This window comes from Geodermatophilus marinus, assembly GCF_003428645.1.
Taxonomy (GTDB): Bacteria; Actinomycetota; Actinomycetes; order Mycobacteriales; family Geodermatophilaceae; genus Geodermatophilus.
The window spans coordinates 143,770-163,398 of the sequence record NZ_QVQH01000006.1; the positions used below are offsets into that span (position 1 = coordinate 143,770).

The window sequence follows — 19,629 nt, forward strand, 5'->3', positions numbered from 1 at the left end:
GACCGGGAGGTGCCCGGGCAGGAGGAGGACACGTGAAGGTCGACATCGCCACGCTGCAGTCGATGGCGGGCCGCTGCCGCGCCGAGGCGGCCGACACCGCAGGTCGGCACGCCGCGCTCTCGGCCGGGCTCGACGGGTCGGTCCTGGACGGGTGGACCGACAGCCAGGCCGCGCTGCGGTTCGCCGAGCTGCACGAGCGGTGGCGGGCCAGCGCGCAGGGGGTGAGCGACGCGCTCACCGGGATGGGCACGCTGCTCGAGGGGGTGGCCGCGTCCTACCAGCAGCACGAGGCGGAGGTCGCGGCCCGCATCGGTGCGTTGCTGTGACCGGCCACGGCCCCCTGCCCCGGCTGCCCTGACCGGCCACGCCGTCGGCGTGCCCGTCGACCGCGTCGCCGGGGCGCCGACGGCCTCCCCGCGTCCGCCGGGTCAGCCGGGGGGCGCGGCCGTCCTCGGCGTCCCGGCGGTCGTCCGGACCGCGGGCACCCGCTGCCGGACGGCCCCGGTGAGCTCGGGCAGCCGCTCCCACGGCAGCAGCGCGAGGATCGCCACGCAGTGCGGCAGGAAGATGATCCGGACGCTGGCGAAGACGGCCACGTGGAAGCCGAGGAGGAACACGACCAGGGCGATGCGGGCACGGTCGGACCGGGCCAGCAGCATCAGCGGTGCGGCGAACTCGAGGACGACGATCGACCACTGCGCGGCGACGAGCAGACCGGGTACCTCGAGGGTCCAGTCGGAGAACACCGTCCCGCGGCGGACGATGGCGCGGGCCAGCGTGGACCCGGTCGCCCAGTCCCAGCCGCCGAAGCGCATCTTCGCCCAGGCGGCCAGGAAGTAGGTGAGCATGATGGCCACGAAGACCGCGGCCACGGCCCAGCCGGCGGCCTCGGACGACCGGCGGTCCCGCCAGCGCGCCCGGCCGATGGTGGGCAGGACGGCGAGGACGACGAGGTAGGCGATGCGGTCGTGGTCGACCTTGCCGTAGCTCATCGCGATGACCATCCACTCGAGGTACAGCAGGAAGACCGCCGACCCCAGGAGCCGCGGTGCCCGCCCGGTCGCCGCGGCCAGCGCCGCGGCGAGGAGCGCCCACTGGACCACGTGCACGACGGTCGACGTGGGTGTCGGCAGCGGGAGCAGCTGACCGATGGTGAGCGGCTGGTAGTACTCGGTGGGGACGTCGGCGTGGGCGCGCACCCACGCGGTGGTGAGGAAGACGTCGACCGGGATGAACAGGTAGGCGATGGTCCGGATGGCCGCGATGCGGGCGAGCGGCACCGGCCGGAACCACCAGGCCCACAGCCCGTGCGCCAGCGCCCGCCCGGTGCCGCCCCCCGGCCGCTCGACCGGTGCTGACGTACGGCTCACGCGGTGCCCTCCAGGTCCTGGGCGACGAGGACCCGGTCGGTGGCCTCGCCGGTCCGCCGGCCGCCGGCGAGCTCGTAGCGGCGCTGCACGATGCGGACCTCCACGAGCTCCTCGGCGCCGGGGTGGTGCTCGGCGTAGGACTCCGCCAGCAGCGTGAGCAGCTCCGGCCGCTCGACCAGCCGCGGCAGCTGGCCCTCGAACTCCGCCCGGCGCAGCCCGACCTCGCCCCCGGAGAGCCGGACCTCGGCCCCGCTGTCGGTCACCCCCACCACCCGCGTGGAGACCACGGGCGCGTTCGGGTCGGCCCGGGTGGAGTACATGCGGAACGGGCCGAAGGGGAAGTCGGAGTCGGTGCCCCAGACGGTCCCGGCGAGCAGGAGGGCCAGGACCAGGGCGGTCGCCGCCATGCGCACCCTGCGGCCGACGGGGGACAGCGCCAGGACCCCGGTCTCCGCGGGGCCGCGCTCGGGAGGAACCGGTACCACCGGGGCATCGTAGGATCAGCGCCCGTCCAGGTGGGTCACCGACGCCGCATCGTGGGCACCCCGGCCCACGCGCTCGGGGCCCCGCGCCCGCCGTCGCCGGGGTCCCGCGTCCGCCGTGTCGTCCCGGGGAGCGAGTTCATGCAGTTCGGTCGTTACTACGAGGAGTTCGAGGTCGGGGCGGTCTACAAGCACTGGCCCGGCAAGACGGTCACCGAGTACGACGACCACCTGTTCTGCCTCATCACGATGAACCACCACCCGCTGCACATGGACGCGCACTACGCGGCGGAGACGACCGACTTCGGCGAGAACGTCGTGGTCGGCAACTACGTCTACTCCCTGCTGCTCGGCATGAGCGTGCCCGACGTGTCGGGGAAGGCCATCGCCAACCTGGAGATCGAGTCCCTGCGGCACGTCGCCCCGACCTTCCACGGCGACACGATCTACGGGGAGACGACCGTCCTCGACAAGACCGAGTCGAGGTCGAAGGACGACCGCGGGATCGTGCACGTCGAGACGATCGGCTACAAGCAGGACGGCACGGTCGTGTGCGTCTTCCGGCGCAAGGTCATGGTGCCCAAGCGGTCCTACGGCGAGAGCCGCGGCGGCGAGCAGCCGGGTCGCCCGGAGCCGGTCCGCCGCTGACCGGGGCCGCCACCCGGCCGGGCTGCCCCGAGCCGGTCCTCCGCGGGGCGGTCCTCACGGGGCGACCCGGGTCGCGAACCCGGCGTAGTCGAGCACCAGGCCCCCCGCGTCGACCGCCAGCTCGAAGGCGCCGTGGGCATCGTCGCGGTACTCCCACCGCCGGTCGGCCAGCCGGCGGTAGGTCTGGTCCACCCGGAGCACCCGCAGCCCGGGGACCTCGACCCAGGCGACGGCCGAGGTGACCGCGTCCCCGACCGGCAGCGACGCCAGCCGGTTGATCGGGAAGGTGTTGGTCAGCGGGGTCGCGGCGACGTCGACGTCCGTGCAGCCGTCCAGCTCCGGGGCGCGCACGCCGTCGCGCCACCACCGTCGCCCGGTGTCGGCGGTCAGGCCCACCCGCCGCTCCCCGCCTGCGGCGAGCGACCAGACCTCGACGGCGCGGGTGGTCCAGCCGGGGTCCAGGTCGACGCGGAAGCCGCAGGCGAGCAGCGTTCCCGGTCCGGCCAGCACCTCGGTGCCGTGGCAGGTCCAGCCGTCGGCCCGCCGCTGCACCCGCGCCAGGCTGTGGCCGGCGTCCTCGTCGACCCGCCGCCAGGCGACCACCCGCACCCCGGGTTCCGCGGCCGGCAGCGCGCCCCACCCCTGCAGCGTCTGCACCAGCCGCGGTGTGCAGGGCAGCCGGTCCAGGGCGGCAGCGTCGGCCCAGGTCACGTCGTCGGCGTCGTCGCCGGCCGCGGGCGTGGCGGCGTCGTCGACGGGCGTGCAGGCGAAGTCGGTGACGTCGTAGACGACGGCACCGGAGGGGATGCGCACCGAGCCGACGACGTCCCCGACGTGCACGAGAAGCCCGGTCTCCTCGCGCACCTCGCGGGCGACGGCCTGCTCGAGCGTCTCGCCGGGCTCGACGCGGCCACCGGGCAGCGACCACAGGCCGCGGCCGGGCTCCTGCCCGCGCCGGACCAGCAGCAACCGGCCGGAGGCGTCGAGCACCACCGCACCGACGCAGGGCACCGCGGGTGGCTCCCCGCCGGACGGGTCAGCGGTCATCCCCGGGAGCGTAGGGGGCGACCGCCACGCCCCGCGCTTGACGAACACCCCTCCGGCCAGGACGGTGAGTCGCGATGTCTGCCTCCACGGTGTGCCCGCGCTGCGGGGAGCGGCCGGTCGTCCGCCCCGGGGAGGCAGGCCAGGCCTGGTGCCACGTGCACGGCGCGGTGACGCCCCTCCACCACACCCTGCTCGTCGCCCACGACGCGATCAGCGCCGTGACCGCCGACGCGCGGGTGCCGGCCTGGGTGCCCGACCCCATGCCGTCGGGCTGGTCGGTGACCGGCATGGCCTGGGGCGGCGAACCGGGCGCGCGGGCCATCGTCATGGACTGCGCCGGCCCGGCGCCGCTGGGCGGGGCGGCCGAGCTGGTGCTCGTGGCCGAGGAGCCGGGCACCGGCGTGGGGTGCGGGTACGCGGGGCTGCCGGGCCTGGACCCCGGCGACGTCATCACCGGCCCCTCCTCGGCCGACGTCGAGGCCGCCGGGCAGCGCGCCCCGCTCTGGGCCGTGCCCACCAGCGACGACCGCGCGGCCTTCGTCGGGGAGGCCTACGGCGTGTGGCTCTGGCTGGTCATGTGGCCGATGTCGGCGGCCTGGCTGCTCGCCGAACGCCTGGTGCTGCTCGACCTCCGGGACCGGGTCTACCCCGACCTGCCCCTCGGGCCGCCCAGCGAGCACCTCCTGCCGGGCCGGTAGCCGGCCCCGGCCCGCGCCCCCCCGGTGCTGCGGCGTGTCCCCGTGGAGGACCCTGGGACGTGTGTTACCCATGGGGCTCGCCCGGTGAGGACGGACCGCCCGGCCTGCCCACGACGCACCCGGAGGTGACGGTGAACCTGAAGAAGGTCCTCACCTGGCTGGTCGTGGCCTTCGTCCTCTTCTACCTGATCCAGGCGCCGGAGAGCTCCGCCGACCTCGTGCGCAGCGCCGGGGAGGCGCTCGGTGCGGCCGCGACGTCGCTGGCCACGTTCGTGCAGGGCCTGGTGTGAGCGCGGCGTCGGGCCGCGGCGCCTGACGGCGGCGTGACCGGGCCGGGCGCACCCGACGGGGGAGGCGGGCGCCGGCCCCGGTGGAGCAAGGACGCCGACAAGTACCTGCTCCCGCACGAGCAGCCCCCGGTGGTGGCCACCCGCCGGCACTGGGCGGTGCTGCTGCTCCCGGTGACCAAGGCACTCCCCGCCCTCGTCGTCGGCTGCTGGCTGCTCCTGCTGGACCCGGACAACCGGGTCTCCAGCAGCGCCGGCCTCCTGGTGCTCGTCGGTGCGCTGGGCTACCTGGTCCTGCGCGCGGGGGAGTGGTGGATGCGGCACTTCATCGTCACCAACCGGAGGGTGCTGCTCACCACGGGGATCGTCGTCCGCACCGTGGCGCTGCTGCCGCTGCGCCGGATCACCGACCTCACCTACAAGGAGACGCTGCTGGGCCAGCTGCTCGGCTACGGCACGTTCCGGTTCGAGTCGGCCGGCCAGCAGCAGGCGCTCTCCGAGATCACCTTCCTCCCGCACGCCGACGTGCTCTACCGGGACGTCAGCGACCTGCTCTTCGGCCCCGACGGCGCCGATGCCGGCGACGACGAGGGCAACGCCGACGCGCCCCGGCCGCCCGCCGGGGCAGCTCCCGGGGGCCGGCGGGACACCGAGCCGATCCCGCGGGTCCGCCGGCAACCGCCCGGCACCCGGCGGGTGGCCGGCCGCCGGGTGGGGCAGGGTGACCGCTGATGCTGATCGACCTGCACACCCACTCCTCGGTCTCCGACGGCACCGAGTCACCGGCCGACCTCCTGGCCGCCGCCCGGGCGGCCGGGCTGGACGTCGTCGCGCTCACCGACCACGACACCACGGGCGGCTGGGCGGAGGCCGAGCGGTCCCGCCCCGCAGGGCTCACGGTCGTCCCCGGCATGGAGCTGTCCTGCCGCTGGTTCCCGTCCGGGGCTCCGCCGATCAGCGTGCACCTGCTGGCCTACCTGTTCGACCCCGACCACCCCGCGCTGGCCGCCGAGCGCGCCCGGCTGCGCACCGAGCGGCTCGACCGGGGGGAGCGGATCGTCGCCGCGCTCGCCGCGGCCGGGTACCCGGTGGTGTGGGAGGAGATCGTCGAGCGCTCCGGCGGTGGGGTGGTCGGCCGGCCGCACGTCGCCCGCGCCCTGGTCGAGGCCGGCGTGGTCGAATCGGTCGACGCCGCGTTCTCCGACCTGCTGCACCACCGCAGCCCCTACTACGTCGCCAAGGCCGACACCGACGTCCTCGACGGCATCGCCCTGGTGCGGGCCGCCGGCGGCGTCCCGGTGTTCGCCCACGGCCTGGCCACCCGGCGCGGTCGGGTGGTGGGCGACGAGGCGATCGCCACCATGGTCGCCGCGGGCCTGCTGGGCCTCGAGGTCGACCACCCCGACCACACCCCGGAGGAGCGCGCCCACCTGCGCGGGCTGGCCGCCGACCTGGGCCTGCTGGTCACCGGCTCCAGCGACTACCACGGCACCAACAAGACGACGCCGATCGCCGCGTGCACCACCGACCCCGCGGGGTGGGAGGCGGTGCAGGCGGCCGCGACCGGCGCCGCGCCGTACCGGGACTGACCCGCCGGCCCGCCGGGGGGCGCGGCTAGCGTGGCGGCGTGGGGAGCGCACAGCTGGAGATGCCGGGCATGCCGCGCCGCCTGTTCCCGGCCACGCCGAGCAAGCTGGCGACGTTCAGCGACTGCCCCCGGCGGTACCGGTTCGCCTACGTCGACCGGCCGACGCCACCCCGCGGCCCGGCCTGGGCCCACAACAGCATCGGGGCGGCCGTGCACGCCGCGCTGCGTTCCTGGTGGGAGCTGCCGGTGCCCCGGCGCACGGCCGGCGCCGCCCGCCAGCTGCTGTACACGGCCTGGTCGCCGGCGGGTTTCCGGGACGCCGAGCAGTCGGACCGGTGGCGGGCGCGGGCGGCCGGCTGGCTGACCGAGTACGTGGCCGGTCTCGACCCCGCCGACGAGCCGGTCGGCACCGAGCGGCAGGTCGCCGCCACGACCGAGCGGCTGGCGCTCTCCGGGCGGATCGACCGCATCGACCAGCGCGGCGACGAGCTGGTCGTCGTCGACTACAAGACCGGCCGCAGCGTGTGCACCGACGACGAGGCGCGTGGCTCGGCTGCGCTCGCGGCCTACGTGCTGGGGGTGCGGCGGACGCTGCGCCGGCCCTGCCGGCGGGTCGAGCTGCACCACCTGCCCAGCGGGACGGTGGCCGCCTTCGAGCACACCGACCGGTCCCTGGCCAACCACGTCCGCCGCGCCGAGGACGTCGCCGCCGACATCGGCGCCGCCACCGCCGCGCTGGCCGAGGGGCGGAGCCCGGACGACGCGTTCCCCGCGACCCCGGGCCGCCAGTGCGGCTGGTGCGACTTCCGGCCGAGCTGCCCCACCGGCCAGGCGGCGACGCCGGCGCGGGAGACGTGGAGCTTCCTCGCCGACGAGGCCTGACCGTCCCGGGCTGCCTCAGGCGCCGACCGGCCGGGCCCGGGCGACCCGGTCGAGCGCAGCCCGGACGATCGGTGACCACCGGACCCGTTCCGGCAGCGCCGAGAGGGTGGTCCGGAAGGCCCGCAGCGCCCGGGTGGCGGCGGCGTCGGTGACCGCCAGACCCGGCATCGAGAAGTGCTGCCGCGCCCAGGCGGGCAGCAGCGCGAAGCCGAGCGTCGCGAAACCGCCCCAGGCCGGCCGGGCCGGGGTGAGGACCTGGACCCAGCCGGGCATCGGGGGCAGGAAGAGCCGGCGGACCCCCTCGACCGCCGCGGGCGTCGCCCGGAGCGCCGGCCGGATCGCGGTGAAGTAGGCGTCGAGCTCGGCCACCGACCGGGGGACCAGCGACGGGGGCACCCCGACCAGCGCCGCGGACGCCGCCTGCTCGGCCACGTAGCGGTCGGCGTCGCGGCCGGTGAGCGGGACGCCGGCCCGCCGCGCCGTCGTCAGCAGCGACTCGACCTCGCAGTTGTGCACCCACTGCAGCAGGTCCGGGTCGTCGACCCGGTAGGCCCGCCCGGTGGTCCCCTCCACCCCGGACATCGTGCGGTGCAGGCCGCGGACCCGCGCCGCCGCCCGCCGCGCCTCGGCGCGCGTCCCGAAGGTCAGCGTCTCGACGTACTGGCCGGTGCGGGTCATCCGCATCCACCACTCGTCGCGGAAGCCGGCGGAGTTGCGGGCGACGCCGTCCATGGCGACCGGGTGCAGGGCCTGGAGCATGAGCGCGCGCAGGCCTCCGACGGAGTAGCTGGGGTCGAGGTGGATGCGCCAGGTGACGCTGCCCGGGCCGTAGAAGCCGGTCCGGTCCTGCTCGGCGGTCCACTCGTCGGGGGAGGGGAGCGGGGCCAGCCGGCTCACGGCCGCACACCCACCGAGGCCCAGAACCCGACCAGCACCTCGACGGTCCGCACCGGGTTCTCGACGGCGGGGGAGTGCACCGCCCCGGGGATGACCGCGTAGCGGGCACCGAGCCGGGTGGCCATGTCGGCCTGCGCCGCGGGTGCCCAGGCGTCGTCGGCGGACCCGTGGGCCACCAGCACCGGCACCCCGGTCGCGGCGAGCTCGGCGACGCGGTCGGGCTCGGCCGTCATCGCGTCGGCCATCCCCCGCAGCCCGGCCTCGCTGTTGCGCAGGAAGCGGCGCGCGAGGAACTGCCGGGTCGGTTCGGGCACCAGCTGCGCCTGCGGGTCGGTCATCGCCAGCTGGTCCAGGGTCTCCTGCACCAGGACCAGCCCGCCCACGTCCAGCAGCGGGGCCAGGTGGGTGAGCAGGTCGGCGCGCGGGCCCACCAGCCGGGACGGCCCGGACCCGAGCAGGGTCAGCGAGCGGAACAGCTCCGGCGCGGTCAGGACGGCGGCCCGGCCGACCAGCCCGCCGAAGCTGTGCCCCACCAGGTGCACGCCCGACGGCGACCCGACGTCCAGCTCCCGGCCGACCGCGACCACGTCGCCGGCCAGCTCCTCGACGCCGTACCGGGCGGGGTCGTCGGGGCCCGGCGACTCGTACTGGCCGCGCTGGTCCAGGGCCACGACGCGGTAGCCGGCCGCGCGGAGGGGGCGCAGCAGCGGGGCGAAGTCCTCCTTGCTGCCGGTGTAGCCGGCCACCAGGAGGACGGTCCCGGCCGCGGCGTCCCCACCGGTGTCCAGGCCGGCCAGCGGCCCGGCGCCCCCGGTGAACGTCCGGTGCCGGGCGTCGTGCTCGGCCAGCTGCCGCAGGTCGTCGGGCGCGATGGCGAGGCCGCCGTCGGCGGCGGTGACGAGGCCGCCGTCGGCGGCGGCGGTGGCGAGGTCCTCCTCGCCGGGGCTCCCTGGCAGTGGCATGCGCCCAGTCAACCCCGCGCAGGCGCCGCCGGTCAGCCCCAGGTGGTGACGCGGTCCGCCTGCCGGGTGAGCAGCACCGGGCCGAGCCGGTCCACCAGGCCGGCACCGGCCAACCCGGGCGCGGCCGAGCGGCCGGTCTGCGCGCCGCCCGCGAGGTCGCGCAGCACCACGGCGCCGGCCTCGGGCACGGCGACGACCCCGTCCGCGGGCGCCTGCGGGCTGGGGGACGGCAGGCCCTCCGCCGGTGCCTCCCAGCGCACCGCGCCGGCCGGGTCCACGGCCGAGACGGTGCCGTCGGCCAGCACCAGGGTGGTGTCCCCGACCGCGGAGACGAGGACGTCGTCCCCGCCGGCGTCCAGGGTCCCGGTCGGGCTCCCGTCGGGGGCGGCGAGGAACTCCACGCCGGTGTCCCCGGCGACCACGACGAGCTCGGAGACGGCGGCCAGGGTGCTCGTCGGGTCGGTCAGGTCCCGGGTCCAGCGCGGCGTACCGTCGAAGGCGTCGAACAGCCGCAGCTGCGGGGGCGCCGTCCGGTCGCAGTGCTGGAGGACGACGACGCCGGCGGGGCCCGCGTCCGCCCCGCCCACGGTGCACCCCTCGGGGGTCGACTGCCGCCACCGGGTGCCACCGGCACCGGGGTCGAGGGTCACCACGCCGGTGCTGCCGACGGCGAGGACCACACCCCCGGTCGCGTGCAGCCGGACGCCGGCCTCGTAGGTGACGTTGCGGGTCCAGGCGCGCACACCCGTGCCGGCCTCCAGGGCCACCGCCTCGTCGCAGCGGCCGGTGGTGCGGAAGACCGCGACCACCCGCCCGTCGACGACCACGGCGTCGCACAGCCGGGCGTTCGCCCGCGTGTAGCGCCACGCCTCGGCGCCCGTGACCGGGTCCAGTGCCCGGACCCCGTGCGGGCCGGCGACCAGGGCGCGGGCGCCGGCGACGTCCACCGGGCCGGTCGCCTGCGCGGTCCAGCGGACGCCGAGGGTCGCCGGCAGGTCGCCGGCGGGGGCCTCCACCGCGGGTGCGGTGGTGCTGACCGTGGCCGCGGCGTCGGACCCGCGCCAGAGCAGGGCGGCCGCCACGACCAGCGCCAGCGCCGCCGCCGTCCAGGCCCACACCCGCAGCGGCGGTCGCATCACCGACCACCTCCACGTGACCCGTTCCGAGCGGGCAGGAACTGACGGGCGACGGCCCCCCTGCGGGGGCCCGGCGCGAGCTCGCGAGCGACGGGGGGCAGGGGGGCCTCCGTCAGGCGGCGGGCTCGGCCGAGCCGCGACCGGCCCCGCCGCGGCGGCGGCGCCGGCGGCGACCCGAGCGCTCCGAGCCCTCGCCGGAGGAGCCGGAGGGCGCGTCGGCCCCGGCCGGCGGGGCACCCTCGGGGGCGTCGGACCCGGTGCCGGCGGCCGCGGCGGCCGCGCCACCACCGCGGGTGCGGCGGCGCGGGCGGCCCGAGCGCCCGCCGGCCGGCTTCGCGTCGTCCTCGCGCGCGGGGCCGCGGCTCCCGGAGCGGGTGCGCTTGCCGGTCTCCTCGAGGTCCTCGACCACCTCGGCGTCGAGCCCCTCGCGGGTGCGCTGCGCGCGCGGCAGCCGCCCGGTGGCGCCCTCGGGCACGTCGAGGTCGGCGTAGACCCACGGCGAGGTCGAGTAGGTCTCGGCCGGCTCGTCGAAGTCCAGGTCGAGCGCCTTGTTGATCAGCTGCCAGCGGGGCACGTCGTCCCAGTCGACGAGCGTGACCGCGACGCCCTCCTGCCCGGCGCGGCCGGTGCGGCCGATCCGGTGCACGTAGGTCTTCTCGTCCTCGGGGCACTGGTAGTTGACGACGTGGCTGACGCCGGAGACGTCGATCCCGCGGGCGGCGACGTCCGTGGCGACCAGGACGTCGACCTTGCCGCTGCGGAAGGCGCGCAGCGCCTGCTCGCGGGCGCCCTGGCCGAGGTCGCCGTGCACGGCCGCGGCGGCGAAGCCGCGGTCGACCAGCTCGTCGGCCACCTTCTGCGCGGTGCGCTTGGTGCGGCAGAAGACCATCACCAGGCCGCGGCCGCGGGCCTGCAGCACCCGGGCGAGCAGCTCGGGCTTGTCGAGGTTGTGCGCCCGGTACACGTACTGCGTCGTCTGCGGGACGGTCGAGCCCTCGTCGTTGCCGTGCGCGCGGATGTGCGTCGGCTGGGTCATGAACGCCCGCGCCAGGTTCACGATCGGGCCGGGCATGGTCGCCGAGAACAGCATCGTCTGCCGCTGCGCCGGGACCATGCCGAGGATGCGCTCGATGTCGGGCAGGAAGCCCAGGTCGAGCATCTCGTCGGCCTCGTCGAGGACCAGCGTGCGGACCTTGCCCAGGATCAGGTGGCCCTGCTGGGCGAGGTCCAGGAGCCGCCCGGGGGTGCCGACGACGACGTCGACGCCGGACTGCAGCGCCTGCACCTGCGGCTCGTAGGCGCGGCCGCCGTAGATGGCCTGCACGCGGGTGCCGCGCCGCGAGCCGGCGGTGGACAGGTCACGGGCGACCTGCACGCACAGCTCGCGGGTCGGGACGACGACCAGCGCCTGCGGGACGCCGTCGCCCCCCTCGGCGGCGGGGACGACGCGCTGCAGCATCGGGACGCCGAAGCCGAGGGTCTTGCCGGTGCCGGTGCGGGCCTGGCCGATGAGGTCGTTGCCGGCCAGGGCCAGCGGGAGCGTGAGCTCCTGGATGGCGAAGGTCCGGGTGATGCCGACGTCGGCGAGGGCCTCGATGATGCCGGGGTGGACGTCGAAGTCGCTGAACAGCGGGGCGTCCTCGGTCACCGGGGCGCCGCCGAGCTGCTCGACGGCCTGCTCGAGCTGCTCGGGGGCCGGCGCGCCGGTCTCGGCGTGCTCGAGGTCGGGGGTGCTGGGGGTGTGGTCCTGGTTCAGTGTTCTCGCCTCTGGTCTGCTGGGGGACGCCTCCGCGGCGGGCGGGGTCCGGCCGCCGGAGCACGCGTCCCGGTCGGGTGTCGCGGGAGCGGTTCCAGCGCCGACGCGGCCAGCAGACCGGGCGTCACGCGCCCGGGAGACAGCCCTCGGGGCGTCGTCCAGCGGTCGTCAGCGCACAGATACACGAGCGGACCCGGGGGCCCGCGCATTCCCATGGTAGCCGGTGCAGCCGATAACCTCGGCGCGCCGCGCTGCCTCCCCCCGCGGGACCACCCGTCCGGGGCAGGCGCGGCCATCCACGGGGAGGGAGACCGGTGACCGAGCATGCGGTGGACCAGCGTGCCGTCGTCGACCTGCTGGGCGTGCTGGCCTACGCCGAGCTGACGGCCTTCGACCGGCTGGCCGAGGACGCGCGGCTGGCGCCGACGCTGGAGGGGCACGCGGCGCTGGCCCGGATGGCCGCCGCCGAGCTCGGGCACCACGGCCGGCTCACCGCGCGGCTGGCCGAGCTGGGTGCCGACCCCACCGCCGCCATGACCCCCTTCGTGCGGGCGCTGGACGCCTTCCACGAGAGCACCCGGCCGCGCACCTGGCTGGAGGGGCTGGTCAAGGCCTACGTGGGCGACGGGCTCGCCGCCGACTTCTACCGGGAGGTCGCCGCCTTCCTCCCGGACCCCGACCGCGGCCTCATCCTCGAGGTGCTCGCCGACACCGGGCACGCGGACTTCGCCGTCCGGGAGGTGCGGGCGGCCATCGCCTCGCACCGGACGGTCGCCGGCCGGCTGGCCCTGTGGGGCCGGCGGCTGGTCGGCGAGGCGATCAGCCAGTCCCAGGCCGTCATCGCCGAGCGCGACCAGCTCGCCGAGCTGATCATCGCGGGCACCGGCGACCTCGCCGGGGTGGCCCGCCTCGTCGACCGCATCACGGCCGCGCACACCGAGCGGATGCGCACCCTCGGCCTCAACCCCTGACCGGAGTGGATCCGTCGGCGTCACGCCGACGGATCCACTCCGCTCACGGGTGCGGGCTCAGGCCCCGGCGATGAAGCCGACCCTGCGCTGGTCGGCCTGCGCGATCTCCACGTAGGCGATGCGGTCGACCGGGACGAGGACGCGCCGGCCCCGCTCGTCGACCAGGGTGAGCAGGCCGTCCTTCGTGGCGCCGGACATGGCCTTGGCCACCTCCGCGGCGATCTCGTCGGGGGTCTGCGGGCTGTCGATGACCAACTCACGGGGGGAGTGCTGGACACCGATCTTGACTTCCACTCGGGATGCCTCCTCGGGTTGCGCGGCTGCCGACCACGCTAGTCCAGCGCTCCCCGGGGCGACCCGGCACGCGCCTGCGCCGTCAGCGAACGGCGCTCAGCGCCCGGGCTCGCCGTCCCCGAGCCGGGGGAAGCGGGAGATGCCGCGCCACGCCAGCGCGGTCAGCAGCTCGACCGCCTCGTCGCGGGAGACGCTGCCCTTGTTCGGCAGCCACCACCGCGCGCTGCTCTCGGACAGCCCGGTGAGGCCCGAGGCGAGCAGCAGCGAGCGCTCGCGGTCCAGCCCGGTGTCGGCCTCGATCACCTCGGCGATCGCCTCCACGCAGGCGCGGTGCCCGCGGTCGGCGAGCTCCCGGACGTCGTCGTCGTTGCGCAGGTCGGACTCGAAGACCAGCCGGTAGGCCTCGCCCTCGGCGTCGATGAAGTCGAAGTAGGCCCCGACCGCGCCGTTGACCCGCGTCCGGTTGTCGTCGGTGCCCGCCATCGCCGCGCGCACCCGCTCGGTCAGCGCGGTGACCTGCTGCTCCAGCAGCGCCAGGTACAGCTCCCGCTTGCCGGGGAAGTGCTGGTAGAGCACCGGCTTGCTGACCCCGGCGCGGTCGGCGATGTCGTCCATGGCCGCGGCGTGGAACCCCTGGGCGACGAAGACCTCCTGCGCCGCCTGCAGCAGCTGCAGCCGGCGGGCGCTGCGCGGCAGGCGCGAGGACCGCCGGACGGGCGCGGGGATGGACCGGGGCAGCTGCATGACGCGCAGATGTTACCGGCGGGTCACCCGGAGCGCGGCCCGGCGGGTGCTCACCTACCGTCGGCCCCGTGCCCGAGGCCACCCCACCCGGAGCGCGGGCCGGCCCCGGGAGTCGTCCGGCGCGGTTGTCCGCCACCCGGCTGCCGCGGCCCGGCGCGCTCCCGCCACCGTGGCCGGGAGGGCCGGTGCGCGTGCGCGGCGGCGAGGTCTTCGTCCGGCGGACGCCGTGGACCGGGCCGGTCGTCCAGGCGGGGGACGACGCCCCGCGGGAGCGGGCGCTGTACGTGCACGGCCTCGGCGGCGCGTCGACCAACTGGACCGACCTGGCCGCGCTGCTGGCCGTCCGCTTCGACGGGTGGGCGCTCGACCTGCCGGGCTTCGGCCGCTCGCACCCGCCGGCCCGCCGGTCCTACTCCGTCCGCGGTCACGTCGCGGCGGTGCTCGACGTCCTCGGGTGCGTCGCCGCCGAGCCGGGGCCGGGCGAGGGCCGGCCGGTCCACCTGGTCGGCAACTCCCTCGGCGGGCTGGTGTCGCTGCTGGCCGCCGCCCGCCGGCCCGACCTGGTCGCCACCCTGACCCTCGTCTCGCCGGCGATGCCGGTCTACCGGGTGCCGGAGGCGTTCAGCCGCGAGCTGCTGCTGCTCCTCCTCCCCGGCGTCCCGGCGCTGGCCGACCGGCGGATGGCGCGGGTGACCCCGGAGCAGCAGGTCCGCGGGATGGCGCAGATGTGCTTCGGGGACCCGCGCCGCATCCCGCGGCAGCGGCTGCAGCAGGTGCTGGAGGAGATGCGCGAGCGCACGGAGCAGCCGTGGGCGACGGCGGCGCTGACCCGCAGCATGCGGGGGCTCATCCGCTCCTACCTGCGCGTCGGCCCGGCCGGGGCGTGGCGGACCGCCGCGCGGCTGCACCTGCCGAGCCTGGTGGTGTGGGGCGACCGCGACCGGCTGGTCAGCCCCGCCCTGGCGCCGCGCCTGGCGGCGGCGCTGCCGGACAGCCGCCTGCTGCTGCTCGAGGGCGTCGGGCACGTGGCGATGATGGAGGCGGCCGAGCCGACCGCCCGGGCCGTCCTGGCCCTCGCGGAGGACGTCGCGGGAGGGGGCGGCGCGCCCCGGCCGTCGAAGTCCTGACGGGTCATCACCGAGACGAGTCGGTCCAGCACGCGCCGTGTGGAACGGGTCTCCACGGGAGCCCGTCGTCCGTGAGAGCCTGGGCCGGTGACCCCCGCGGACGCAGCCGCCGACCGGGGGCCGGCCCAGCGACGGGGGACGCCCGGGCGGCGGCCGGCCGTGCAGTCGGCGAGGCCACCGGTCCCGCCCTCAGCGGGCCGCCGGGGAGCGGGTGAGCGGCCCGCGCCGCCACCGCCCCGCCGTCCCGCCGGTCGCCCGCGGCCGCCCGGCCGGGCCCGCCGGTTCGTCCACCGCTGGGGCTGGCGCGCCTACGCCATCCCGCTGCTGACCGTGGCCACCGTCCTGGCCCTCGCGGACCTCGCCCTCGGCGGCCGGGGCGCCGGCGGGGTCGCCGACGCGGGCACCCCCACGGCGACGGCGGCCGCGACGCCCCCCGCGGAGGTGGAGGCGGCCGGGACCACGCCCGCACCCACCGCCGCGAGCGCCTCCGGCACGGCCGAGGGGGATGCCGGGCCGACCGCGACCGAGGCCCCGCCGTCCGGGGGGCCCGCCTACGTCGAGCAGGGGGCCGGGACGGTCACCGTCGTCCCCGGGAGCTCCGGGGTGTACGGCAGCGGCCCGCTGCAGCGCTTCGTCGTCGAGGTGGAGGACGGCACCGGCGTGGACGGCGCCGCGTTCGCCGCCGCGGTGGAGGCCACCCTGGGCGACCCGCGCTCGTGGGGTGCCGGTGGCCGGATGTCCTTCCAGCGGGTCGGGCCCGAGCAGGTCGCGGCCGGGGAGTACGACTTCCGGGTCAGCCTGGTCAGCCCCGGCAGCATGGAGACCTACTGCCCCGGCGTCGGCACCGGCGGGTACACCTCCTGCCGCTACGGCGAGCGCGCCGTCATCAACCTGGCCCGCTGGGAGACCGCCGTCCCGCACTACGACGGCGACGTCGCGACCTACCGGCAGTACGTGGTCAACCACGAGGTCGGCCACGCGCTCGGCAACGGCCACCAGCCCTGCCCGGGCCCCGGCCTGCCGGCCCCGGTGATGCAGCAGCAGACCCTCGCCCTGGAGGGCTGCACGAAGAACGCCTGGCCCCACCCCTGACGCCGCCCGACCCGTGACCCCGGCGGCGCACCGGCCGGGGCATGTGCCGGGAGCGCCGGCGGCGGGTAGGGGGACGGCATGGACACCATCTCCCTGGGCAAGTCGGGACTGAAGGGCTGGCGCGCACGCGTCGCCGACACCGTGGCGCCCCCGGTGGCGCGGCGGGCCGGGGTCGCCGACGACGACGTCCGCGCGGTCATCGGTGCGCTGTTCTTCGCGCTGTCGGTCGTCTACGTCGTCGGCACGGTGAAGCGGATGGCCGCCCGCAGCTGAGCCGCCGCGGGCCGCGGACGGGGCCGCCCCGGGAATCAGGCGGGGCAGCGCGCTGTTGTGCCCACGAACGCTGGCCCCGCGGGCCGATGTCGAGGAACCCAAGGAGCCGCTCGTGTCCCTGCCACCCCTGGTGGAGCCCGCCGCCGACCTGTCGATCGACGAGGTCCGCCGCTACAGCCGGCACCTGATCATCCCCGACGTCGGGATGGAGGGTCAGAAGCGCCTGAAGAACGCCAAGGTGCTGGCCGTCGGCGCCGGCGGCCTGGGGTCGCCGGTGCTGATGTACCTCGCCGCCGCCGGTGTCGGCACGCTCGGCATCGTCGAGTTCGACGTGGTCGACGAGTCGAACCTGCAGCGCCAGATCATTCACGGCGCCTCCGACGTGGGCCGGTCCAAGGCCGAGAGCGCGCGCGACTCGATCCGGGAGATCAACCCGCTGATCGACGTCCGGCTGCACGAGACGCGGCTGGACAGCGACAACGTGATGGAGATCTTCGGCCAGTACGACCTCATCGTCGACGGCACCGACAACTTCGCTACGCGCTACCTGGTCAACGACGCCTGCGTCCTGCTCGGCAAGCCCTACGTCTGGGGCTCGATCTACCGGTTCGACGGCCAGGTGTCGGTCTTCTGGGACGAGCACGGGCCCAACTACCGCGACCTGTACCCGGTGCCGCCGCCGCCCGGGATGGTGCCCAGCTGCGCCGAGGGCGGCGTGCTCGGGGTGCTGTGCGCGACGATCGGGGCCATCCAGGCGACCGAGGCGGTCAAGCTGATCACCGGCGTCGGCGAGACGCTCCTGGGCCGGCTGATGGTCTACGACGCCCTGGAGATGACCTTCCGCACCATCACGGTGCGCAAGGACCCGGAGGCCGAGCCGATCACCGGGCTCATCGACTACGAGACCTTCTGCGGCGTCGTCTCCGACGAGGCCCAGCAGGCGGCCGCCGGCTCGACGATCACCGTCGACGAGCTCAAGGACATGATGGACGCCGGCAAGGACTTCGAGCTCATCGACGTCCGGGAGCCCAACGAGTACGAGATCGTGTCGATCCCCGGCGCGACGCTCATCCCCAAGGACGAGATCCTCTCCGGCCGGGCCCTGTCCTCGCTGCCGCAGGACAAGCCGATCGTGCTGCACTGCAAGACGGGGGTCCGCTCGGCGGAGGTGCTCGCCGCGGTCAAGAACGCCGGCTTCTCCGACGCGGTCCACGTGCAGGGTGGCGTGACCGCGTGGGCCACGCGGATCGACAAGACCCTGCCCACCTATTGATCATCGGCCCCGTCCCTCCCCGCGGCGCGCGGAGCGCGTCGTGGGGAGGGACGCGGTCCTTTCCCCGGGGGCCGGGGTGCGTGTGACTGACCGCATGCCCGAGCCCGGCCACGCCGGCCTCCTGCTGCTGTTCCAGCGCGCCCAGGCCCAGTTCACCGACCGCGTCGACGCCGTCGAGCCGGGGGAGTGGGAGGCCCCGGCCCTGCCGGGGTGGAGCGTCGCCGACCTCGTCGCGCACCTGACCGGTGAGCAGCTGTGGGTGCCGCCGCTGCTGGCCGGGGAGCGGGTGGACGACGTCGCGCCGCGCATCCCCACCGGCACCGGGCAGTTGCTCGGGTCCGACCCGCTGACCGCCTGGGAGAGCGCGGCCGACACCGCGCTCGCCGCCTGGGCCGACCCCGCCGTCCTGCACCGCACGGTCGGTCTCTCCTCCGGCCCGACGCCGGCCGCGGCGTACCTGACCGAGATGACCGCGGACCTGACCGTGCACGCCTGGGACCTCGCCCGGGCGGTGGGCGGCGACACCCGCCTGGACCCCGAGCTGGTCGCGGCGGCCACCCGGTACGCGGAGGAGCGCCTGGGACCCGACGGGATCCCGGGCCTCGTCGGCCCCCCTCTGCCCGCCCCGCCCGGCGCCGACGCGCAGACCCGCCTGCTCGCCCGGTTCGGCCGCCGCGGCTGACGGCGGGCGACCCGGCGGGGCGGGTCGGCGGTACGACGCCCCCGCTTCGGCCTAAGCTGCGCGGACGTCGACAGGAGGGGACCCCATGAGTCAGCCACCGGGCCAGGGCCCGCACGGGCAGCCCGGACAGGGTGGGTGGGGGCAGCAGCCTCCCGGGCAGGGTGGCTGGGGCCAGCCCGGCCAACCGCAGCAGCCGGGGCAGCCCGGCCCGTACGGGCAGCCGCAGCCCGGCCCCTACGGCCAGCCGGGTCAACCCGGGCAGCCGGGCCAGTACGGCCAGCCGGGTCAGTACGGGCAGCCCGGCCAGCCCGGCCAGTACGGCCAGCCCGGCCAGTACGGACCCACCGGGCCCGGCGGCCCGCCCGGGCCCTACGGCCAGCCGCAGCAGTACGGCGCGCCGCCCGGACCCGGCGGCGGCGGGGGCAGGCGCGGGCTGGTGATCGGCATCGTGGCCGCCGTCCTGGTGGTCGCGGTGGTGGGCGTCGTCCTCTGGCTCACCCTCGGGGGCGACGACGGGGAGCGGACGGCCACCACCGCCACGCCGAGCGCCACAACCGGCGCCACCACCAGCAGCGCGGCACCGACGACCACGACCGCACCGCCGCCGACCACCACCGCGCCACCGAGCGAGCCGATCCCGGGCAACACGGACTTCCTGGGGATCCTCCCGGCGGACTTCACCGACTGCGAGCTCGCCGACCCGGCCGGTGACGGGGACCTCGCGCACGCCACCTGCGGTGCCAGCACGACGCAGCCGGGGCCGCAGCAGGCCGAGTTCTACCTCTACCCCGACCAGCAGACGCTGGACACGGTGTTCACCAACGACGTCTCCTCCGCCGGGATCACCGACATCCCGCAGGGGCAGGACTGCACCACAGCGACCGGCGTGACCTCCTGGCAGTCGGAGGACAACACCGGTCTGGTGGGGTGCACCATCGACTCGGAGAACGGTGCGGTGGTCATCTACTGGACCGACGACGCCGCGCTGGTCGAGGGCATCGTCGCCGCGCCGGGCACCACCCAGGCCGACCTGGCGGCGCTGTACCAGTGGTGGACGACCAACAGCAACTACCTGCTGTGAGCCCGGCGGAGGCGCCCGGCGGACCGCGGTCCCCGGGCGCCTCCGCGCACCCGGAGGACGTCGACGAGGCCGTGTTCGACGCCGTCGAGCGGATCCCGGCCGGCCGGGTGAGCACCTACGGGGCCGTCGGCCGGCTCGTGGGGGTGGGGCCGCGCCGCGTGGCCCGGGCCCTCTCCCGGGGCGGTGCGGCCGTCCCCTGGTACCGGGTCGTGCGGGCGGACGGCACCGCGGCCGAGCCGGTCCGGGCCCGCCAGCTCGAGCTGCTCGCGGGCGAGGGTGTGCCGGTGCGGGGGAGCCGGGTCGACCTCGCCGCCGTCGGCTGGCCCTGAGCCGTCCGCC

At 76.5% G+C, this 19,629-nt stretch carries 24 protein-coding genes; 15 read left to right on the top strand and 9 right to left on the bottom strand.

Features of this window, described 5'->3' with window-relative positions:
- Positions 1-32: 32 nt before the first annotated feature.
- Entirely contained in the window at positions 33-326 is a 294-nt protein-coding gene (locus D0Z06_RS09185) for a WXG100 family type VII secretion target (RefSeq protein ID WP_117377065.1), read from the top strand.
- A 102-nt stretch (positions 327-428) separates the two neighbouring features.
- Here the strand turns inward: D0Z06_RS09185 and D0Z06_RS09190 are convergent, their stop codons facing one another.
- Together D0Z06_RS09190 and D0Z06_RS09195 are read right to left on the bottom strand one after the other, a co-directional pair.
- Complete coding sequence (locus D0Z06_RS09190) at positions 429-1,370, bottom strand: MFS transporter permease (RefSeq protein WP_233517552.1); 942 nt, start codon at positions 1,368-1,370, stop codon at positions 429-431.
- Positions 1,367-1,855 carry a hypothetical protein gene (locus tag D0Z06_RS09195; protein ID WP_117377066.1) on the bottom strand — a complete coding sequence of 163 codons (489 nt, stop codon included), beginning with the start codon at positions 1,853-1,855 and terminating at the stop codon, positions 1,367-1,369. The genes D0Z06_RS09190 and D0Z06_RS09195 overlap by 4 nt, the downstream gene beginning before the upstream one ends.
- A 138-nt stretch (positions 1,856-1,993) precedes the next feature.
- On the opposite strand from D0Z06_RS09195, the gene D0Z06_RS09200 reads away from it, so the two are divergent.
- Positions 1,994-2,500: a MaoC family dehydratase gene (locus D0Z06_RS09200; protein ID WP_117377158.1), complete on the top strand. Its 507-nt coding sequence runs from the start codon at positions 1,994-1,996 to the stop codon at positions 2,498-2,500.
- A 54-nt stretch (positions 2,501-2,554) separates the two neighbouring features.
- On the opposite strand, the gene D0Z06_RS09205 is transcribed toward D0Z06_RS09200, so the two are convergent.
- Positions 2,555-3,547: a putative glycolipid-binding domain-containing protein gene (locus tag D0Z06_RS09205; RefSeq protein ID WP_117377067.1), complete on the bottom strand. Its 993-nt coding sequence runs from the start codon at positions 3,545-3,547 to the stop codon at positions 2,555-2,557.
- Positions 3,548-3,621: 74 nt separating this feature from the next.
- On the opposite strand from D0Z06_RS09205, the gene D0Z06_RS09210 reads away from it, so the two are divergent.
- From D0Z06_RS09210 to D0Z06_RS09225, 5 genes are all read left to right on the top strand, one after another.
- The gene (locus tag D0Z06_RS09210) at positions 3,622-4,245 is read left to right on the top strand and encodes a DUF6758 family protein (RefSeq protein ID WP_117377068.1); all 624 of its coding nucleotides are present in this window, start codon (positions 3,622-3,624) and stop codon (positions 4,243-4,245) included.
- A 131-nt stretch (positions 4,246-4,376) separates the two neighbouring features.
- Positions 4,377-4,535, top strand: a complete 159-nt coding sequence (locus D0Z06_RS25720) for a hypothetical protein (RefSeq protein WP_199522220.1) — start codon at positions 4,377-4,379, stop codon at positions 4,533-4,535.
- A gap of 33 nt (positions 4,536-4,568) precedes the next feature.
- On the top strand, positions 4,569-5,264 hold the full coding sequence (locus tag D0Z06_RS09215; RefSeq protein ID WP_117377069.1) for a PH domain-containing protein: 696 nt from the start codon (positions 4,569-4,571) through the stop codon (positions 5,262-5,264).
- Positions 5,264-6,121: a PHP domain-containing protein gene (locus D0Z06_RS09220; protein WP_117377070.1), complete on the top strand. Its 858-nt coding sequence runs from the start codon at positions 5,264-5,266 to the stop codon at positions 6,119-6,121. The genes D0Z06_RS09215 and D0Z06_RS09220 overlap by 1 nt, the downstream gene beginning before the upstream one ends.
- 38 nt (positions 6,122-6,159) lie before the next feature.
- Positions 6,160-7,002 carry a RecB family exonuclease gene (locus D0Z06_RS09225; protein ID WP_233517554.1) on the top strand — a complete coding sequence of 281 codons (843 nt, stop codon included), beginning with the start codon at positions 6,160-6,162 and terminating at the stop codon, positions 7,000-7,002.
- A gap of 15 nt (positions 7,003-7,017) precedes the next feature.
- Here D0Z06_RS09225 and D0Z06_RS09230 read toward each other — a convergent pair whose 3' ends face one another.
- The 4 genes from D0Z06_RS09230 to D0Z06_RS09245 all read right to left on the bottom strand — a co-directional run bounded on the left by D0Z06_RS09230 (position 7,018) and on the right by D0Z06_RS09245 (position 11,645).
- Entirely contained in the window at positions 7,018-7,899 is an 882-nt protein-coding gene (locus D0Z06_RS09230; protein WP_233517555.1) for an oxygenase MpaB family protein, read from the bottom strand.
- Positions 7,896-8,861, bottom strand: coding sequence for an alpha/beta fold hydrolase (locus D0Z06_RS09235; RefSeq protein WP_117377071.1), 966 nt, complete (start codon positions 8,859-8,861; stop codon positions 7,896-7,898). The genes D0Z06_RS09230 and D0Z06_RS09235 overlap by 4 nt, the downstream gene beginning before the upstream one ends.
- Positions 8,862-8,893: 32 nt before the next feature.
- Positions 8,894-9,997, bottom strand: coding sequence for an outer membrane protein assembly factor BamB family protein (locus tag D0Z06_RS09240; protein ID WP_233517556.1), 1,104 nt, complete (start codon positions 9,995-9,997; stop codon positions 8,894-8,896).
- 112 nt (positions 9,998-10,109) lie between these two features.
- Positions 10,110-11,645, bottom strand: coding sequence for a DEAD/DEAH box helicase (locus D0Z06_RS09245; protein ID WP_117377073.1), 1,536 nt, complete (start codon positions 11,643-11,645; stop codon positions 10,110-10,112).
- Positions 11,646-12,067: 422 nt separating this feature from the next.
- On the opposite strand from D0Z06_RS09245, the gene D0Z06_RS09250 reads away from it, so the two are divergent.
- Entirely contained in the window at positions 12,068-12,724 is a 657-nt protein-coding gene (locus D0Z06_RS09250; protein WP_199522221.1) for a ferritin-like fold-containing protein, read from the top strand.
- Positions 12,725-12,781: 57 nt separating this feature from the next.
- On the opposite strand, the gene D0Z06_RS09255 is transcribed toward D0Z06_RS09250, so the two are convergent.
- Positions 12,782-13,018, bottom strand: a complete 237-nt coding sequence (locus D0Z06_RS09255) for a DUF3107 domain-containing protein (RefSeq protein WP_117377075.1) — start codon at positions 13,016-13,018, stop codon at positions 12,782-12,784.
- Positions 13,019-13,114: 96 nt separating this feature from the next.
- Entirely contained in the window at positions 13,115-13,762 is a 648-nt protein-coding gene (locus tag D0Z06_RS09260; protein WP_117377076.1) for a TetR/AcrR family transcriptional regulator, read from the bottom strand.
- Between the two features lie 185 nt (positions 13,763-13,947).
- On the opposite strand from D0Z06_RS09260, the gene D0Z06_RS09265 reads away from it, so the two are divergent.
- The 7 genes from D0Z06_RS09265 to D0Z06_RS09295 all read left to right on the top strand — a co-directional run bounded on the left by D0Z06_RS09265 (position 13,948) and on the right by D0Z06_RS09295 (position 19,619).
- Positions 13,948-14,889 carry an alpha/beta fold hydrolase gene (locus D0Z06_RS09265; protein WP_233517557.1) on the top strand — a complete coding sequence of 314 codons (942 nt, stop codon included), beginning with the start codon at positions 13,948-13,950 and terminating at the stop codon, positions 14,887-14,889.
- Between the two features lie 330 nt (positions 14,890-15,219).
- The gene (locus tag D0Z06_RS09270; RefSeq protein ID WP_233517558.1) at positions 15,220-15,981 is read left to right on the top strand and encodes a DUF3152 domain-containing protein; all 762 of its coding nucleotides are present in this window, start codon (positions 15,220-15,222) and stop codon (positions 15,979-15,981) included.
- A gap of 78 nt (positions 15,982-16,059) precedes the next feature.
- Positions 16,060-16,254, top strand: coding sequence for a hypothetical protein (locus tag D0Z06_RS09275; protein WP_117377078.1), 195 nt, complete (start codon positions 16,060-16,062; stop codon positions 16,252-16,254).
- A gap of 112 nt (positions 16,255-16,366) precedes the next feature.
- Entirely contained in the window at positions 16,367-17,527 is a 1,161-nt protein-coding gene (gene moeZ / locus D0Z06_RS09280; protein WP_117377079.1) for an adenylyltransferase/sulfurtransferase MoeZ, read from the top strand.
- A gap of 94 nt (positions 17,528-17,621) precedes the next feature.
- Complete coding sequence (locus D0Z06_RS09285) at positions 17,622-18,209, top strand: TIGR03086 family metal-binding protein (protein ID WP_117377080.1); 588 nt, start codon at positions 17,622-17,624, stop codon at positions 18,207-18,209.
- A gap of 85 nt (positions 18,210-18,294) precedes the next feature.
- A complete protein-coding gene (locus D0Z06_RS25725; protein WP_199522222.1) occupies positions 18,295-19,290 on the top strand; it encodes a hypothetical protein in 996 nt (331 codons plus the stop codon).
- Entirely contained in the window at positions 19,287-19,619 is a 333-nt protein-coding gene (locus D0Z06_RS09295; protein WP_199522223.1) for an MGMT family protein, read from the top strand. Before D0Z06_RS25725 ends, D0Z06_RS09295 begins: the two co-directional genes overlap by 4 nt.
- Positions 19,620-19,629 lie beyond the last annotated feature (10 nt).

Coding starts and splice junctions, on each gene's coding strand:
- D0Z06_RS09200 (WP_117377158.1), top strand. CDS start 1,994: ATGCAGTTCGGTCGTTACTACGAGGAGTTCGAGGTCGGGGCGGTCTAC.
- D0Z06_RS09205 (WP_117377067.1), bottom strand. CDS start 3,547: ATGACCGCTGACCCGTCCGGCGGGGAGCCACCCGCGGTGCCCTGCGTC.
- D0Z06_RS09210 (WP_117377068.1), top strand. CDS start 3,622: ATGTCTGCCTCCACGGTGTGCCCGCGCTGCGGGGAGCGGCCGGTCGTC.
- D0Z06_RS09220 (WP_117377070.1), top strand. CDS start 5,264: ATGCTGATCGACCTGCACACCCACTCCTCGGTCTCCGACGGCACCGAG.
- D0Z06_RS09235 (WP_117377071.1), bottom strand. CDS start 8,861: ATGCCACTGCCAGGGAGCCCCGGCGAGGAGGACCTCGCCACCGCCGCC.
- D0Z06_RS09240 (WP_233517556.1), bottom strand. CDS start 9,997: ATGCGACCGCCGCTGCGGGTGTGGGCCTGGACGGCGGCGGCGCTGGCG.
- D0Z06_RS09260 (WP_117377076.1), bottom strand. CDS start 13,762: ATGCAGCTGCCCCGGTCCATCCCCGCGCCCGTCCGGCGGTCCTCGCGC.
- D0Z06_RS09275 (WP_117377078.1), top strand. CDS start 16,060: ATGGACACCATCTCCCTGGGCAAGTCGGGACTGAAGGGCTGGCGCGCA.
- D0Z06_RS09285 (WP_117377080.1), top strand. CDS start 17,622: ATGCCCGAGCCCGGCCACGCCGGCCTCCTGCTGCTGTTCCAGCGCGCC.
- D0Z06_RS25725 (WP_199522222.1), top strand. CDS start 18,295: ATGAGTCAGCCACCGGGCCAGGGCCCGCACGGGCAGCCCGGACAGGGT.